The sequence below is a fragment of the Microbulbifer sediminum genome, from assembly GCF_021729035.1.
Lineage (GTDB): Bacteria > Pseudomonadota > Gammaproteobacteria > Pseudomonadales > Cellvibrionaceae > Microbulbifer > Microbulbifer sediminum.
Genome location: NZ_JAJSAP010000008.1, coordinates 78599 through 96089, shown reverse-complemented (window position 1 = coordinate 96089; position 17491 = coordinate 78599). Strand labels below are relative to the sequence as shown.

The window sequence follows — 17491 nt, the reverse complement described above, 5'->3', positions numbered from 1 at the left end:
GTCCGACACCCATCCCTGCAACACCAAAGGATGCGCCCAGCCGGGTCCACAGCGAGCCAGGCCGGCCCGAAATAGCAACTCTTTACAATAACTGGCGGGTCAGTACCGCTACAATCCCGCCCAACCGACAATTATTTGCAAAACAGAATAAAGTTACGGGAGCCGGTTGATGGAAGCGATTGAGAGTCAAGTAAAACAGGGGCACGCCGGAATCCAGGATTCCCCACCCCTCGCCTTTATCCTGCTGATCTGCAGTGTGGCCACCATTGGTGGCTTCCTGTTCGGTTTTGACAGCGGCGTGATCAACGGCACTGTCGAGGGTCTCCAGCAGGCCTTCAATTCCAACAGCGCCGGTACCGGGTTCAATGTTTCTTCCATGCTGCTGGGTTGCGCCGTCGGCGCCTTCGGTGCTGGCCGGATGGCAGATATCTGGGGCCGCAAGCGGCTGCTGCTTCTGGCCGCGGTCTTTTTCCTGCTGAGCGCCTGGGGCTCGGGTATCGCATCCTCTTCGCTTGAATTCGTGGTATTCCGGGTTATCGGTGGCCTCGCCGTAGGCGCGGCCAGTGTGCTGTCACCGGCCTATATCAGCGAGGTTGCACCAGCCGCGTGGCGTGGCAGGTTGTCCACGATCCAGCAGGTGGCGATCATCTCGGGCCTGTTCACCGCGTTTGTCAGCAACTACCTGCTGGCGCAGGTGGCCGGGTCGGCGATGACCGAATGGTGGTACGGCTACGAAGCCTGGCGCTGGATGTTCTGGGTGGAAATATTGCCCGCCGCAGTATTTTTCCTGGCCCTGCTATGGATCCCCGAAAGCCCCCGTTACCTGGTAATTTCACGGCAGGACAATCGCGCCCGGGCCGAGCTCCAGCGCCTGTATCCAGGCGCCGGGGCGGCGGATGCGAAGCTGCGCGATGTCCAGGCATCCGTGGCAGCCGACCACAAGCCGAGATTCGCCGACCTGCTGGATAGCGCCGGCAAGATCCGGGGCATCGTCTGGGTAGGTATCGGTTTGGCCGTATTCCAGCAGTTGGTGGGCATCAATGTGGTCTTCTATTACGGCGCTGTCCTCTGGCAATCAGTGGGTTTCTCTGAATCTGATGCCCTGCTGATCAACGTCATTTCCGGGGCGGTCAGCATTGGTGCCTGCCTGATCGCGCTGGGGCTAATTGACCGCATCGGCCGCAAACCACTGCTGTTCTTCGGCTCAGTGGGCATGGCTGTCACCCTCGCCATGATGGTCGCCGCATTCAGCACTGCCAGCCTGGATGGGAGCGGCAAGCTGATACTCTCCGACCAGATGGGCATCGTCGCCCTGATTGCCGCCAATGCCTATGTATTCTTCTTTAACTTTTCCTGGGGCCCGGTGATGTGGGTGATGCTCGGGGAAATGTTTCCCAACCAGGTGCGCGGCTCCGGCCTCGCAGTGGCGGGACTGGCCCAGTGGGGTTCAAACTTTGCCATCACCCTGAGCTTCCCTGCCCTGCTGGCCCTGGTCGGGTTGGCCGGGACCTACTCCCTGTATATGCTTTGCGCGGCCCTGTCCGTGCTGTTTGTGGCCCGCTGGATTAACGAGACTGCCGGCCTCGAGCTGGAACAGATGCCTGGCTGATTTACCACGGGCGGCATCGGATGCCGCCCGCTCCCTCCCTGCCATTGATGCCGGCCGGCAAAACTTTTTCCCACCTAAACCACCCAATCGGCAACACAGGGCCAAATCTTCCGACTCTATTGTTCGAAAAGTACAACAGTACTGATCTGCTGGGCTTGCCCCGCGGCAGATGATAAATTCCGCCAACGCACAATCACCACAATTTTCACAGAAAATTCAAACAAGAGTTACACATGGTCCAGCTCGTTGTGGATTCCGGATGCGACCTTCCGGATGAGTTTCTACGCAAATTTTCCATCCCGGTCCTCCCGCATACTGTGAGTGTGGGTAAGGATGTTTTCGGTGACCAGCGCAACCCCGCGCAGATGGCTCACTTCTATACCCTGTCCCTGGTGGATCGCTCCCACCAGATTGTCACCGGGCCCGCTCCCATGGCGGAAATTGAAAGCATGCTCCAGGCGGCGATCAAGAAAGGCCACAACGACATCGTCGTGCAGACGATCAACGCAGCCAACAGCCCAACCTATGCCAACGCCGTGGCCGCCGCCGAGAATCTCACCACCCGCGGTGCGGATGGATCGGTACGGGTTCACACGGTTGATACCCATTCGCTGTTCTCCGGCCAGGGGCTGCTGGCCCTGTACACGCTGTCGCTGATCCGTCGCGGCCTGGACGGCGCCCAGGTTGCGACCAAGGCAGAGGAGTTCCGCCGCAAGGTGCACGGCTACGCCGCGATCCGCGATGTCTATTACGTGCGCAAGCGCGCGCGCAGCAAGAACGAGAACAGCATCAGCTGGCTGAAGGCGATGGCCGCGCGCCTGCTGAAACTGAACCCTATCCTGTCGATGCACCACGAAGGCAGTACCGTCACCGATACCCTGCGTGGGTACGACCGCTGTACCGAGGCTCTGTTCAGGCTTGCCGTCGATAAAATCCGCGCAGGTGAACTACTGATGCCTATCGTGATGGTAAGTATCGCCGGCAAGCTCTCAGACCTGGAGAAGGTCCCGGGCTACCAGCTGCTGAAGTCAGTCGCCGAGGAACACCAGGTGAAAATCCATCAATCCGTGATGAGCCTTTCCGGCGGGATTAACCTGGGACCGGGCACGGTGTCCCTGGCGCTGGCCTCCGAAACGCCCTGAACCGCCTCACCAGGGGATTCCCTGGCCGCGAGCGCGAGCACAAAAAAAGCCACGGCAAGGTTACTTGCCGTGGCTTTTTTATATGACAGGCCCGCTTCTGACCGCCAACGCTATTCGCTTCCAGCGATCCGGGCGGTCAGGTGATATTGCCGTAGCTCATCAGGCGCTGGTAGCGCTTCTCCAGCAACTCGTCGATAGGTACATTGCGCAGCCGGTCCAGCTGCTCGACCAGGCGCTCCTGCAACCGCGCCGCCATTGCACCCGGGTCCCGGTGAGCGCCGCCCAGTGGCTCCGCGATGGTTTCGTCGACAATGCCCAGCTCCTCCAGCACACTGGAAGTGACACCCATGGCCTCCGCCGCCAGCGGCGCCTTCTCCACGGTTTTCCAGATGATGTTGGCACAGCCCTCCGGCGAAATCACAAAGTAAGTGGAGTACTGCAGCATATTCAGCTGGTCGCCAACCCCGATCGCCAGCGCGCCACCGGACGACCCCTCACCGATTACCGTACAGATAATCGGGGTCCGCAACCGCGACATGACCGCCAGGTTCTGGGCGATGGCCTCACTGATACCCCGCTCTTCACTGTCGATCCCCGGATAGGCCCCCGGGGTGTCGATCAGCGTCAGCACCGGCATCTTGAAGCGCTCCGCCATTTCCATGATCCGCAGGGCCTTGCGGTACCCCTCAGGTTTGGGCATACCGAAGTTACGTGCCACCTTGTCGTTCACGGAGCGGCCCTTTTCCTCCCCGATGACCGCGACCGGTTTGCCATCGAGACGTGCGATACCGGAGATAATGGCCTTGTCGTCTCCGAAGTGGCGATCGCCGTGGAGTTCATCCCAGTCCGTGAACATCCGCTCGATATAGTCTTTCGAGTAGGGACGCTGCGGGTGGCGGGCCACCTGCACCACCTGCCAGGGGGTCAGGTCCGCATAGATGGTCTCGGTGAGGCTGCGACTTTTTTCGCGCAGGCGGGCCACTTCGTCGGCGATATTCAGTTCATTGTCGTCGCCGACGTGCTGCAGCTCCTTGATCTTGCTTTCGAGCTCAGCAATCGGCTGTTCAAACTCGAGAAAATTGAAATTCATGCAATCCGCGCCTTTCAACTGTAAAAATGCCACCGGGCGATAATGGCGGCATAGCTTACCCCCATAGAACCGGGCAGTCGACCCGCGTTGCCAGTTTGGCCACTTTGGCGTCCGTAATCTCCTTTTTGGCCGCCGCCCCGGGCCTCAGCAACCCGGGCTTATCGCTCAACATAGTCGAGAACGACCCGGTCGCGGCCCAGCAGCTCCCGCAGGGACTGGACCATCTGGTCGTTCGGCTCCACCTTCCATTCTGCCGGCAACCGGAAAGTACCGCGGGCATCGCTGCGCTCCACTTCCATCAGCACGCCGCAGCTGCCCCCCACGTACGGGCGCAGGCAAGCGGACAGCCGTCGGGCCAGTCCCGCCGGTGCACTGGCACTGTCCAGTTTCAGGCGCACCCCGGTCACACTGCCCTGGCGCAGCTCATCCAGGGTTGCCACCCCGTTGACGGTCATCTTCAGCCCACCACTGTAATCATCGTGGGCCACCGGGCCATCCAGCACCAACAGGGAATCCTTGACCAGTTTCTCCCGGTGCTCGCCAAACGCCTCGCTGAACACCGCCGCCTCGATCCGGGCGCTACGGTCGTCCAGGGTGACAATGGCCATGGAGTCGCCGCGCTTGGTCTTCATCACCCGCAGGGCAACCACCAGCCCTGCCACTTTCTGTGATTCCCGCCCGGGTTTCAGGTCCGCAATGCGGGACTTCACCAGATGCTGCAGCTCATCCTCGTATTCGTCGATGGGGTGGCCGGTGAGGTACAGACCGAGGGTGTTCTTTTCCCCCTCGAGGCGCTCGCGGATCCCCCAGGGCCGGGCACGGCGGAATTCCGCATAGACATCGCCCTCGGCGGCAGTGGGCACCACCTCACCGAACAGGTCCATCATGCCAGCGCTGTTATTGCGCGACTGCTGCTCGGCGGCCTTGACCGCTTCGTCCACGGCACTGAACAGCACCGCACGGGCATAGTTGAGGCCATCGCTGCCCTCCCCGCCCGGACCGATGCTGTCCAGGGCACCGGAGCGTACCAACGCCTCCAGGGCGCGCTTGTTGACCTTGCGCGGGTCGATTCGCGAACAGAAATCGAACAGGTCTGTGAAGGGGCCGCCCTCGCTGCGCACGGCGATGATATTCTCGATCGGGCCCTCCCCCAGCCCCTTGATGGCGCCCAGGCCGTAGACAATACGGTTGTCCACATCCACCGAGAACTGGTAGGCGCCCAGGTTCACATCCGGAGGCACCATCTCCAGGCCCATGGCCCGGCACTCCTCGATAAAGGTGACCACCTTGTCGGTCTTGTCCATGTCGGAAGACATGGTGGCGGCCATGAACTGTGCCGGGTAGTGGGCCTTGAGCCACGCGGTCTGGTAGGACACCAGGGCATAGGCCGCGGAGTGGGACTTGTTGAAGCCGTAGCCGGCGAACTTTTCCACCAGGTCGAAGATTTTCGTCGCCAGGTCGGGATCGACGCCCTGCTCTTTCGCGCCACTGGCGAAGACTTCCCGCTGCTTGGCCATCTCCTCGGGCTTTTTCTTGCCCATGGCCCGTCGCAGCATGTCGGCGCCCCCAAGGGTATAACCCGCCAGTTCCTGGGCGATCTGCATCACCTGCTCCTGGTAGACGATCACCCCGTAGGTGGGCTCCAGGATCGGCTTCAGCTTCTCGTGCTGGTACTTGGCATCCGGATAGGCCACCTGGGCGCGGCCGTGCTTCCGGTTGATGAAGTCATCCACCATGCCCGACTGCAGCGGGCCCGGGCGGAACAGGGCCACCAGGGCAATCATGTCCTCGAGGTTATCCGGTTGCAGGCGCTTGATCAGGTCCTTCATACCCCGGGATTCAAGCTGGAACACAGCCGTGGTCTCGGCCCGCTTGATCATCCTGTAGGTTTCGGGGTCGTCCAGTGGCAGCGCCTCGATGACCAGCGGCTCCTTGCCCTCACGGGCACGCTGCTCGTCCACCATGTCCTTGGCCCAGTCGATGATGGTCAGGGTACGCAGGCCGAGGAAGTCAAACTTCACCAGGCCAGCGTCTTCCACATCGTTCTTGTCAAACTGGGTCACCAGGCCGGCGCCAGTCTCATCGCAATACAACGGCGCGAAGTCAGTCAGCTTGGTGGGCGCAATCACCACGCCACCGGCGTGCTTGCCCACATTCCGGGCGACCCCCTCGAGCTGCAGGGCCATCTCCCAGATTTCCTGGCCCTCTTCGTCGCCGTCGAGGAATTCCCGCAGGATATCCTCCTGCTCGAACGCTTTTTCCAGGGTCATGCCCGGGTCGGGCGGTATCATCTTGGACAGCTTGTCGGCCAGGCCGTAGGACTTGCCCTGCACCCGGGCCACGTCGCGCACTACCGCTTTCGCGGCCATGGTGCCGAACGTGATGATCTGGCTCACGGCGTTGCGGCCGTAGTAGTCGGCCACATAACCGATCACCCGATCCCGCTTCTCCATACAGAAATCGACGTCGAAGTCGGGCATCGATACCCGTTCCGGGTTAAGGAAACGCTCGAACAGCAGGTCATACTGCAGCGGGTCCAGGTCAGTGATCTTCAGCGCATAGGCAACCAGCGAGCCGGCACCCGAGCCCCGTCCCGGTCCCACCGGGATATCGTGGTCCTTGGCCCACTGAATAAAGTCCATCACGATCAGGAAGTAGCCCGGGAAGCCCATCTGGATAATGATGTCCAGCTCGAAACGCAGCCGCTTCTCGTAGGCGGCGCGGCGCTCGGCATAGTCGGGGGCCGACTGCTCGAGGATAGTCTCCAGGCGTGCATCCAGCCCCTCGAAGGAGATCTTCTCGAAGAACTGGTTTTCGGTCATGCCCTCCGGAATCGGGTACTCCGGCAGGAAATACTTGCCCAGCTGGATCGGGGCCGAGCAACGCCGGGCAATCTCAACAGTGTTCTGCAGGGCCTCCGGAATATCGCTGAACAGCTCCTGCATTTCCTCCGCCGTACGGAAGTACTGTTCCGGCGAGTAGCGACGCTCGCGACGCGGGTCGTCCAGGGCCCGCCCATCGTGAATGCACACGCGCACCTCGTGAGCCTCAAACTCGCTCTCCTCGAGGAAACGCACATCATTGGTGGCCACCACCGGCAGCTGCAGTCGTTCAGCCAGGCCCACCGCCGCGTGCAGGTAATCTTCATCACCCGGACGGCCGGTGCGTTGCAGCTCCAGGTAGTACCGGCCCGGGAAAACCTGCGCCCACTGCCGGGCGAGATCCTCTGCCTGGGCGGTGCGACCGGCAATCAATGCGCGGCCCACATCACCGTATTTGGCACCAGAGAGTGCCAGCACGCCCTCGGCATACTCCGGCAGCCATTCACGGCGAATATAGGCATTGCCGTGATACTGCCCCTCCATCCAGGCACGGGAGATCAGCTCAGTGATATTCAGGTAGCCCTTGGTGTTCATGGCAAACAGCGAGATCAGCGTCGGCTGCTCCTCGCCGCCCTCGCTGAGCCAGAAGTCCGCACCGGTAATGGGCTTGATGCCGGCCCCGAGGCAGGCCTTGTAGAACTTGATCTGACCGTAGAAATTGGTCTGGTCGGTCAATGCCAGAGCTGGCATTTCCAGTTCCGAAGCGCGGGCCACCAGTGGTTTGATCCGCACCAGGCCGTCGATCAGGGAATATTCCGAGTGGACTCGTAAGTGAACAAAGGGTTGGGTCATATTCTTCTGTATTGAATGCTTTGTGCGCGCCCCGTCACTGCCGCCATCGCCACGGCCACTGACAATGTGGGAAATCCGGCGCGTGGAGTGTCCCGGCCGGCGGTCGTTTCCTGGGTACGCTTAACGTTTCGAAATTCTAGCGGGCAGGCTACCAGAGCCGACCCATCTGCCGGGCGCGCTCGGTACAGCGTTGCAACACCGAGCGCCGCTCATCGTTATTCATATTGCCCCAGCGACTGATCTCCATGCCGGTGCGGAAACAGCCCTCGCAGATGTCCTCCGCGTTAAGGGCACAGACCGAGATGCAGGGGGACCTCACCGGCTTGGCAGCTGCCGTCGTTGCGGCATCCACGGGATTCTGCACTTTCACGGTCATGGTGCGTCGAGGGCAACCAGCTCTTCGGCGAAGCGACGGCCATTGTCGGCATAGTGGTCACTACTGGCCTTCAGCAGCTCGAGCATTGACTGGTCGAGGGTTTTGACCACCTTACCGGGACTGCCCAGGACCATGGAGAAGTCCGGGACTTCCATATTCTCGGTAACCAGTGCATTGGCGCCGATCACGCAACCACGGCCGATTTTGGCCCCATTGAGGATGACGGCATTGATTCCCACCAGGGAGTAGTCACCGATTTCGCAGCCGTGCAGCATCGCCTTGTGGCCTACCGTCACCCCGGTACCGATCGTCAGGGGAACACCGGGGTCGGTGTGCAGCACCGCACCGTCCTGGACATTGCTGTCCTCACCGATGGTGATGCGATCACAGTCACCGCGCACGACCGCGTTGAACCACACCGAGCTGCGACTGAGCATGCGTACATTGCCGATCACATGGGCACCCGGGGCGATGTAATGCCCCTCCCCTTCAAGTTCTGGCTGGTTTTCGCCCAGTCTGTACAGCATCTGGCCTCCGGCAGTGGATCTATTCAAGCGGCCATTATCCCGCCCGTGGCCGGTCATTGCCAGCAGCTTCCGCACGTTTCAGCGGAGGAAAAAAGACCCTGAGTAATATCCGCCGGAAGACGGGCCAGCAGGAGGGCCGGGACCGCCGGTGTCCCAGGCCAGCTCTGCCTACAGCAGCTCGCCCTGCCGGGTAAAGCGGGCCCCCTCGAGGGTGAGCAGGCGGGCCTTCAGCTCCAGTCCACCGGCGTAGCCGGTCAGGGTCCCATCGGCACCGATAACGCGATGGCAGGGAATCACAATGGCGAGGGGGTTAGCGCCATTGGCCCGCGCAACCGCTCGGACCGCCTTTGGATTACCCAGCGCCTCCGCCTGCTGGCGATAGCTGCGGGTCTCACCGAAAGGGATATCCCGCAGGGCCGTCCAGACCCGCTGCTGGAAAGGTGTGCCCGGGGGATGCAGGCGCAGGTCGAAAGCCTGTCGATTGCCAGCCAGGTACTCTCCCAACTGGACCGACGCCTTATCGGTCAGGGCACAGGACCGCCGCTGCCACCCGGGGCGAATCCCCGGCGCCTGGCCGTCGCGAACGAACCCCAGCGCAACCAACCCCGCCTGCGGGCCGCTGTCCTCAGCGGCGATACAGACATCGCCAAAAGCGGTGGGGTAAATCTCGTAAACGATCATTTATTGTCTCCGGTTTGAAGCGACTGCCACAGCAGCAGTGCGCCATAAGACCGCCATGGTCGCCATTGCTCCGCGCGGGCCCTGGCCGCACCCGGGGTGGCCCGGTCACCGCCCTCCCCAAGCGCCTGGAGGATACCAAGGTCGGAGGCCGGGAAGGCATCGGGCAGTGACAGCCCACGCATGGCGATGTACTGGGCTGTCCAGTCGCCGATTCCCGGCAACGCCGTCAACTGAGAACACCATCGCTCCAGGTCAGTCTCGGTGAAGTCTACCTGGCCTTCCAGGGCGGCCGCCACGAATGCCCGCAGCGTCGCTGCCCGCGCCCGGGTCACCCCCAAACCCTCGAAATCCACCCCGGCCAGCTGTCCGGCAGCCGGGAACAGTCGCCACTCGCGGCCACTGGTATCCACGAAGCGGCCCCCGTAGCGCTCCACCAGCCGGCCGGCGATGGTTGTCGCCGCGGCGACCGATATCTGCTGGCCGAGAATTGCCCGCAAGGCATACTCGAACGGGTCCCAGGCGCCCGGCAGCCGCACTCCCGGCAAGCGCTGCAGCTGCTGGGCCAGCAGCGGATCGGCAGAAAGCACCTGCCCGATCTCGCCGGTATCCGAGTCCAGGTCAAACAGCCTGCGCAACCGCTGGTTGAGGACATAGAGTCCGCGCGCATCGCCGGAATCCAGCTCCACCACCAGCCGATGCGCGGCCGTATCGTCACTGACCCGCAGCACACCAGGCTCCCCGCCCTCCAGGCAAAAGCTCCGCAGGTAAACGCCATCAATCACCTCTTCCACGCCCCTGAGGGCGCGGACACGAAAGAACGCCAGCAGTTGCCGCCAGTCGAAGGGCGGCCGGTAGGGGAGATAGAACCGGACTCCACCACTTACCGCAGTCCCGGCTTGGCCGTCCTGCCGCACATCGGACGGGGTGCGGTGGCATATCTCACGGAATACCGCATTGAAACGGCGCGTGCTGTTAAACCCGGCCTCGAAAGCCACCTGGGCCACCGGCAACCGGGTCTCACGCAAGAGCCCCAGCGCAAACATGACCCGCTCCACCTGCCAGTATTGCAGTGGGCTCATGCCCAGGTGCTCATTGAACAGCCGCCGCAGGTAGCGGCTGCTGATTCCCAGTCGCGCCGCCAGCGATTCCACCGACAATCCCTCGCGCTCACTGCGCATCAACGCCAGCGCCCTCTGTACGGTGGTACCTACCAATCCCCAGGCCGGACTGCCGGGCGCCGCATCGGGACGACATCGGCGGCACGGCCGATACCCCGCGGTCGCAGCCTCGGCCGCAGTGCGAAAGTACTCGACATTTTTTTCCAGCGGCGCGCGGGCCGGGCAGATTGGACGGCAGAAGATGCGGGTGGTTTTTACCGCGGTGTAGAACAGGCCATCAAATCTCTGGTCCCGGGCCAGCCGGGCACGGGAACAGGTTTCAGGGGACAAACGCACTGGCAACTCCTCTTCAGCTGGAGCCAGTCTATGGGCATTCCGGGCGGGAGACGAGTCACTTTCGGAACTGACAGGCCCGGGACTCCATAGGCACCTTTACTGGCGGGACGACTGGCAAGCGCGCCCGGGGCGGGGACCTGCCGGGCTACAGGTTGCGAAGCTTTAGGCGGGTTCGCCGGCCGGCCACATTCAATCTCCGGCCACATTTTGATGCCCTCGAAGTGCGCCGGGGTAGCCTCCCCTACCGGGTCAACCCGCTGGATGCCTGTCTCCCCTGCCTGGTGCCCCTGACACCGCAAAGAGAAGGTTTCGAACAGGCTCCGCTCTCACTGGCTGCGCAGGCAATTCCGACTCCCGGGCCCCGGGCTGCAACGATCCGGAAAGCCACAATACCAGGACGTCAAAACGACAGTAAATCATGAATAGTCACGACCAAAGACCCCAAACTCAATAGCATTGACGCCAAGGCGTAGACATGCATCACACTTTAAATTAGAAACCCATCACAACCCTAAGTGAATTTTTTTTACTAAGGGGTAAAAGAACGCCGTCACCATTCAGCTGCCGTGACGGCATGTCAGGGGCGACAGGGAAGTTGCTGTTCAGGATGCAGCCACCGACCACACGGGAGTGCCGGTCAGCGGATGCTGCTTTTCGAATGCATCTCCGCAGCTTTTCCCGCCTCGGATCGATAAAAAAAACCGCTCCCGGAGATCCTCGCATGACGCGTTTCCCAACCTTTATGCTCGCTGTAACCCTCACGCTGCTTTTCGGCTGTACTGCGGACGACAGTGGCCGGCAGCGGACAACCGCTGTCGATACCGGGGCCGCTGCAGCAGTGGACAGTGATGGTGATGGCATTACCGATGCGGATGACAATTGCCCGGGGACAGCCAACAGCAACCAGGCGGATGCCGACAATGACACTATCGGCGATGCCTGTGACGTTGACCAGGACGGCGACGGGGTCGACAACAACATCGATAACTGCCCCGCTACCGACAATCCTGACCAGGCAGATGGCGACCGTGACGGGGTCGGCGATGCCTGTGATAACGATATCGATGGCGATTCGGTGGGCAACGATGCCGATAACTGCCCGCTGGTTGCGAACAGCGGGCAGGAAGACCTCGACGGCGATGGCACCGGTGACAGCTGTGACAATGACACCGACGGTGACGATGTTACTGACAGCCTCGACAACTGTCCCGCGACTGTAAACCCGGGACAGGAGGACCAGGATAACGACGATATCGGGGATGCCTGTGATTCTGACAGTGACTCAGATGATGATGGTGTTGACGATGGTGTGGACAACTGCCCTTCTGCAGCCAACCCAGACCAGGAGGATACTGACAACGACGGCGCCGGAGATGCCTGCGACAACGATGATGACGGCGATAGCATCGCCGACGAATCGGATAATTGCCCGCTCGCAGCCAATGAGGACCAGGCCGACCTGGACAGGGATGGTATTGGCGATGCCTGTGACGACGACCACGATGGCGACAATATCCCATCCGCCGGGGACAATTGTCCCGATACCCACAATCCCGGCCAGGAGGACTCGGACAATGACTCCATTGGCGACGCCTGTGATGAGTTCACAGACCGTGACGACGATGGCATCGCCGATGAAAATGACAACTGTCCCGCCACCGCCAATGACGACCAGGCCGATGCTGATAACGACGGTATTGGTGACGCCTGTGAAAACGACGGGGATGATGACGGAATTCCCGATGATTCCGATAACTGTCCCGCGCTCGCCAACGAAGAGCAGTCAAACACCGACGGCGACGAGCTGGGCGATGCCTGTGACAGCGACGACGACAACGACGGTATCGAGGATGGCTCAGACAACTGCCCCCTGGTTGCCAATACGGACCAGTCGGACCTCGATGGCGACGGCACTGGCGACGCCTGCGATGAAGACCTCGATGGCGATGGCCTGCCCAACGCCAGCGACAACTGCCCAGCGGTGGCAAATGACGACCAGGAGGACCAGGACGGCGACGGCATCGGCGACGCATGCGATGCGGACAGTGATACCGACAATGACGGGCTGGATGACGGCGAGGACAACTGCCCGGCAGAGCCCAATGCCGGCCAGGACGATCTCGACGGCGACGGTGTTGGCGATGCCTGCGACGCCGATGTCGACGGCGATGGCTTCCCCAACGATGAGGACAACTGCCCCATGACCGCCAATGACCAGGCGGATAGCGACGGGGACGGCCTCGGTGACGCCTGTGACAACGATCTGGACGGTGATTCGGTCAATGACAGCGAGGATAACTGCCCGATCGATTACAACCCGGGCCAGTCAGATCTCGACGGTGACGGCACCGGAGATGTCTGCGACCCTGATCGCGACGGCGATGGGCTGGCTAACACTGACGACAACTGTCCCGCAGCTTCAAACCCGGATCAGCTCGATGCGGATGGGGACGGGATCGGCGATGCCTGTGACTCCGACGTGGATAACGATGGTGTAGCCAACGAGGAGGATAACTGTCCCCAGACCGCCAATCCCGAGCAGGACGACTTCGATAACGATGGCATCGGCGATGTCTGCGACAGCGGCCTGGCCGCCACGTGTGAATCTGTCGGCGATTTCCAGCCGATCACCACCAGTGACTCCTGGCTGGCCCACGGCATTATTTCACCCTGCGAGGGATGCTCTGTCACCAGTCCCGGCCGGGTTACCAATGACGTGTTCACCGACGCCGCCCGTATTGAGGTATCCGCCGGTGCCGGGGGCGGAGCCTATATCGATGTCACAAAAACCACGGTATTGAGCGGCAGGCATCGCATTGGTTTCCTGGTGGAGAAACCGGCCTCCCTGCTGGACCTGGTACTCCTGGAGACAGTGCGCATCAGCACCATGCTGAACGGCCAGCCAACCGGTGACAGTGGCACCGGCAGCGCGCTGGTGGTGTTCGATGTCGACGGTGCCGTGAACCAGCGCGTCATCACCATCAACTCGGTACAGGATTTCAATCGGGTGCGCCTGAGCCTCGGCAGCCTGCCCACCGAGGTGAACCAGCTGGACGTGTACATGGCCTGCCTGGCCCCCATCAACCCCTGATCGGCGACCGGCTGCCGGGCTTTAGCCCGCAGCCGGTTATTACTGTTCGCTTTTTGGCGCGACCACCGGCCACTCCTGTAGGCTTGAGCCCGGACCCAGTTGCCGGTCAGCCCTCCCAACAACAAAAAAACCCGGCAGCGACGCCGGGTTTCTTTATGGGTCAGGGGAGTAATGAGACTTATTTCAGACCCAGCACTTCCTTGCCCTGGATGAAAGTGACATCCACCGGGATATCGGCATCGGACAGCCGATCCAGGTCGGCCTGCAATTCGGTACCGACCACGCCCTTGCTCTCCAGCAGTTCTTTTGACTTCTTGTAATCACCGTCACCCTGAATGGTCAGGATCAGGTTGGAAAGGCTGGTCATCGCTTCCTGCATTTTGTCGAAGTCGACACTGTACTGCCCGGTTTCGGGGTCACGGGTAAAGGCACCCTGCTCCTTGAAGTAGTTGAAGCGCATCATGTTGGCCTTGCCATGGGCACTGGCGGCACCGAAGCGCACACTGCGGAAAATGCTGGCCAGGAAGGTGACGTAATTGTCCATCAGCTCACCTTCCTCGATCTCACCTTTCTCGTGGAGGCGGGTCACCATATAGAGACCCAGGATATCCGCCTTGCCCTCTTCCAGCGCCGAGGAGGTTTCCTTCAGGGCCTGGCGCACGTTGCTGCCATCGGTGACCGTCTTCTTGATGCCCAGGCCATGGGCCACTTCGTGGAACATGGTGTTGGAGAAGAAGGCCGGGAAAGTGATGTGCTGGCGCTGGTCCTCGGCGATCAGTACCTCACTGATGGGTACCAGGATCTTGTCAAACTTCGCGCGCATGGCATTTTTCAGTTGCAGGCGGCGAGTGCCTTTGGCCAGCTGCACCTCTTCATCGTTGGGCAGGTTGATGGCGATGGTCTTGGAACCAGCATTGCTGTGACCAGCGTAATACAGTACATCGTACGCATTCAGGTCGGAATCAGTGCCCGGCACCTCGGACTTGTACTTGTCGGGCACCGGCAGGCCTTTCTGCAGTTCCGGCAGGAAAGCAGCGAACTTGGCCAGTTTCTCACTCCACTGCATGTCTTTCAGCAGTACGTAGGACTCGTACGCAGTGCGGTAGGCAAACAGCTGGTCCTCGTAATTCTCAATCGGGCCAATTACCACATCGATCTCGTTGTCCTTCATATCCATCCAGGCCATATCGCTGGGGCGGAAATCATCGGACACCAGGGCATCGGCACGCATGCTCAGGTAGTTGGCAAACTGCTCGTCCTCGGCCAGCTTGGATGCCTGGCGCAGGACTTCCGCGGCCTTTTCAAGATCACTTTTATAGGCTTCGCTATATGGTACCAGCTTGAGATTGCCGTCCTGGTCGCGGCGAACCAGTGAGTACAGGCCATCCTTACCCGGCTGCTCCCACTTCTCGAACTCCTGCTTGGTCATGTCTTCCGGGTAGAACTCCGCACCGAGCGGCTTGGGGCCGTAGCCGTCGATAAACGGCTCGTTGTTGTTCAGCCGGTCCCAGGGCCCGTAGTTGATGCGTGCGAACTTGCGCTTGGCATTGTCCTCAATACCCGGCAACAGTTCTTCGGCAGGACCGAATGACTGCAGCCAGAAAAGCCGGTCCATGATTTTGCTGGCATCAATCAGCAGGCCAATCATCTGCCGCTGGTCTTCGGAGAGATCGGACAGGTCCGCATTCAGCTCCACCGGAACATAGATGTCGAAGCGGGTATTGGCTTCGCCGGACTCCACCTGGGTCTGCTCCACCGCTGTTCCGGTCTCTTCCACTACCTCGGTTTCCTGTTGCTCGCGGGGCGAACAGGCGCTCATGACAGCCAGCGCCAGCAGCGCTGTGGCAAATTTTGCAGTCTTCATAATTGGTCTCTGCCTATCGTTATCGTTGCAACGGCTCGCAACATTAGTGCGGTGTGAAGCAATTATCAAGGAAGCGCTCGAGAGCCTCAGTAGTCGCGGGCCCCGCTGTTCAATTCATAACCAGTAATTTTCTCCCTTTCCCCCTGCTCCTGCTGCATACGCCAGAGCGCAGCGTAGGGGCCATCCTGCAGGAGCAGCTGTTCATGACTCCCCTGCTCAACGATCCGCCCCTCGTCCAGCACCAGGATCACGTCCGCGTCCACCACCGTTGAGAGGCGGTGGGCGATCACCAGTGTGGTCTGTTCGCGGGCCACTTCCCGTAGCGCCTCCAGGATGCCCCGCTCGGAGCGGCTGTCCAGAGATGAGGTGGCCTCGTCGAACACCATGATCGGCGGGTGTTTCAGCAAGGCCCGGGCGATGGCCACGCGCTGGCGCTCACCGCCAGAGAGCTTCAGGCCCCGCTCCCCCACCAGCGTGTGGGCTCCCTCGGGGAGTTGGCGGACAAAATCGGATAACTGCGCGTGACGGATGGCCTCCATAACCTCCGTGTCGCTGGCGTCGACGCGCCCGTAACGGACATTTTCCAGCAGCGACTGGTTGAACAGCACCGTATCCTGGGGCACCACACCGATCGCAGAGCGCAGGGAGGCCTGGGTAACAGTACGGATATCCTGGCCATCTACCAAAATACGCCCGGCTCCGGCATCGTAGAAACGGAACAGCAGCTTGAAAAGCGTTGACTTGCCAGCACCACTGGCGCCGACAATCGCCACTTTCTCGCCCGGCCTCACAGTAAAGGTCACGCCTTTCAGGATCTCGCGGTCCCGCCGGTAGCCGAATCGCACATCCTCGAACTCCACCCGGCCCTCCGTCACCCGCAATTCCCGCGCCCCGGGTATATCCTCGACGCCCGGTGATACTTCCAGCAAGTCAAACATCTTTTCGATATTGGCCAGCGAGCCCTTCATTTCCCGGTAGACGAACCCGAGGAAGTTGAGTGGGATAAAAATCTGCATCATAAAGGCATTGATCAGCACGAAGTCGCCAATGGTCATCTGCCCCTGCGTGACGCGGGTAGCGGCCACCACCATCGCCGCAGTCATGGCAGTGGCGATAATCAGTGCCTGGCCCGCATTGAGGCCAAATAATGACAGGCGGTTCTTGCGCCGTGCCCGCTCCCACTGGGCCAGCTCCACATCGTAATGCCCTGCCTCATATTGCTCATTACCGAAATACTTGACCGTTTCGTAATTCAGCAGGCTGTCCACTGAGCGGCTGCTACTCCTGGACTCTGCCTCGTTCAGCTCGCGCACAAAACGCGTACGCCATTCGGTGGCGACAACGGAGAAACCGATATAAACCACCACCGCCCCCAGCACCAACAGGGCGAACACAGCGCTGTAATTCCACCACAACAGTACAGCCACCATGCCGATTTCCAGCAGCGTCGGGATAATATTGAACACCATAAAGCGCATCAGGAAGCCAATGCCGGAAATACCGCGCTCGATATCCCGCGACAGCCCGCCGGTTCGCCGGTTCAGGTGAAAATCCAGATCCAGCCGGTGCAGGTGCCGGAATACTTCCAGCCCGATCCGCCGCTGGGCGCGCTCGGTCACCCTTCCGAAAATGGTGTCGCGCAACTCACCGAACAGCACACTGGAAAGGCGCACCGCCCCATAAGCCAGCAACAGCCCCAGTGGCAGGGCGATGGCCGCGGTGGCACCGCCAGCAGCGTCCAGATCGTCGACGATATGCTTGAGGATGAATGGCAGCCCGACGCTGGCCAGCTTGGCCCCAACCAGGCACAGCAGGGCCAGCATCACTGCGCGGCGAAATTCGAGCAAATAGGGAAACAGGGTCTTCAACGCCCCCCAGTGGACATCTTCCAGGGCGACGGCGGACTTGGGTCTGGGCATAGTCGAACTCGGGTAAAACCAGCGGACATTATACGGGCCGGGTGGCACGCTCCAGCCGCCCCGG

11 protein-coding genes are annotated in these 17491 nt (G+C 61.2%); 3 read left to right on the top strand and 8 right to left on the bottom strand.

What is annotated here, in order from left to right:
• Window positions 1-169 precede the first annotated feature (169 nt).
• Together LVD11_RS14190 and LVD11_RS14185 are read left to right on the top strand one after the other, a co-directional pair.
• Window positions 170-1609, top strand: coding sequence for a sugar porter family MFS transporter (locus LVD11_RS14190; RefSeq protein ID WP_237060099.1), 1440 nt, complete (start codon window positions 170-172; stop codon window positions 1607-1609).
• A gap of 233 nt (window positions 1610-1842) precedes the next feature.
• The gene (locus LVD11_RS14185; protein ID WP_237060098.1) at window positions 1843-2751 is read left to right on the top strand and encodes a DegV family protein; all 909 of its coding nucleotides are present in this window, start codon (window positions 1843-1845) and stop codon (window positions 2749-2751) included.
• 136 nt (window positions 2752-2887) lie between these two features.
• Here LVD11_RS14185 and LVD11_RS14180 read toward each other — a convergent pair whose 3' ends face one another.
• The 6 genes from LVD11_RS14180 to LVD11_RS14155 form a co-directional block, all read right to left on the bottom strand.
• Window positions 2888-3841, bottom strand: coding sequence for an acetyl-CoA carboxylase carboxyltransferase subunit alpha (locus LVD11_RS14180; RefSeq protein ID WP_237060097.1), 954 nt, complete (start codon window positions 3839-3841; stop codon window positions 2888-2890).
• A 158-nt stretch (window positions 3842-3999) separates the two neighbouring features.
• Complete coding sequence (gene dnaE, locus LVD11_RS14175) at window positions 4000-7515, bottom strand: DNA polymerase III subunit alpha (RefSeq protein WP_237060096.1); 3516 nt, start codon at window positions 7513-7515, stop codon at window positions 4000-4002.
• Between the two features lie 148 nt (window positions 7516-7663).
• On the bottom strand, window positions 7664-7891 hold the full coding sequence (locus LVD11_RS14170; RefSeq protein ID WP_237060095.1) for a DUF1289 domain-containing protein: 228 nt from the start codon (window positions 7889-7891) through the stop codon (window positions 7664-7666).
• Window positions 7888-8418, bottom strand: a complete 531-nt coding sequence (locus tag LVD11_RS14165) for a gamma carbonic anhydrase family protein (RefSeq protein ID WP_237060094.1) — start codon at window positions 8416-8418, stop codon at window positions 7888-7890. The genes LVD11_RS14170 and LVD11_RS14165 overlap by 4 nt, the downstream gene beginning before the upstream one ends.
• Window positions 8419-8586: 168 nt before the next feature.
• Window positions 8587-9099: a methylated-DNA--[protein]-cysteine S-methyltransferase gene (locus LVD11_RS16980; RefSeq protein WP_305080697.1), complete on the bottom strand. Its 513-nt coding sequence runs from the start codon at window positions 9097-9099 to the stop codon at window positions 8587-8589.
• Window positions 9096-10553 (bottom strand): AlkA N-terminal domain-containing protein, encoded by a 1458-nt coding sequence (locus LVD11_RS14155; protein ID WP_237060092.1) that lies wholly within the window; start codon window positions 10551-10553, stop codon window positions 9096-9098. Before LVD11_RS14155 ends, LVD11_RS16980 begins: the two co-directional genes overlap by 4 nt.
• A gap of 721 nt (window positions 10554-11274) precedes the next feature.
• On the opposite strand from LVD11_RS14155, the gene LVD11_RS14150 reads away from it, so the two are divergent.
• Entirely contained in the window at window positions 11275-13644 is a 2370-nt protein-coding gene (locus LVD11_RS14150; RefSeq protein ID WP_237060090.1) for a thrombospondin type 3 repeat-containing protein, read from the top strand.
• Window positions 13645-13822: 178 nt separating this feature from the next.
• On the opposite strand, the gene LVD11_RS14145 is transcribed toward LVD11_RS14150, so the two are convergent.
• A complete protein-coding gene (locus tag LVD11_RS14145; RefSeq protein WP_237060088.1) occupies window positions 13823-15508 on the bottom strand; it encodes a DUF8614 domain-containing protein in 1686 nt (561 codons plus the stop codon).
• A gap of 86 nt (window positions 15509-15594) precedes the next feature.
• Entirely contained in the window at window positions 15595-17427 is a 1833-nt protein-coding gene (locus LVD11_RS14140; protein WP_237060086.1) for an ABCB family ABC transporter ATP-binding protein/permease, read from the bottom strand.
• Between the last annotated feature and the right edge of the window lie 64 nt (window positions 17428-17491).

Coding starts and splice junctions, on each gene's coding strand:
- LVD11_RS14165 (WP_237060094.1), bottom strand. CDS start 8,418: ATGCTGTACAGACTGGGCGAAAACCAGCCAGAACTTGAAGGGGAGGGG.
- LVD11_RS14150 (WP_237060090.1), top strand. CDS start 11,275: ATGACGCGTTTCCCAACCTTTATGCTCGCTGTAACCCTCACGCTGCTT.
- LVD11_RS16980 (WP_305080697.1), bottom strand. CDS start 9,099: ATGATCGTTTACGAGATTTACCCCACCGCTTTTGGCGATGTCTGTATC.
- LVD11_RS14180 (WP_237060097.1), bottom strand. CDS start 3,841: ATGAATTTCAATTTTCTCGAGTTTGAACAGCCGATTGCTGAGCTCGAA.
- LVD11_RS14185 (WP_237060098.1), top strand. CDS start 1,843: ATGGTCCAGCTCGTTGTGGATTCCGGATGCGACCTTCCGGATGAGTTT.
- LVD11_RS14145 (WP_237060088.1), bottom strand. CDS start 15,508: ATGAAGACTGCAAAATTTGCCACAGCGCTGCTGGCGCTGGCTGTCATG.
- LVD11_RS14140 (WP_237060086.1), bottom strand. CDS start 17,427: ATGCCCAGACCCAAGTCCGCCGTCGCCCTGGAAGATGTCCACTGGGGG.
- dnaE (WP_237060096.1), bottom strand. CDS start 7,515: ATGACCCAACCCTTTGTTCACTTACGAGTCCACTCGGAATATTCCCTG.
- LVD11_RS14170 (WP_237060095.1), bottom strand. CDS start 7,891: ATGACCGTGAAAGTGCAGAATCCCGTGGATGCCGCAACGACGGCAGCT.
- LVD11_RS14190 (WP_237060099.1), top strand. CDS start 170: ATGGAAGCGATTGAGAGTCAAGTAAAACAGGGGCACGCCGGAATCCAG.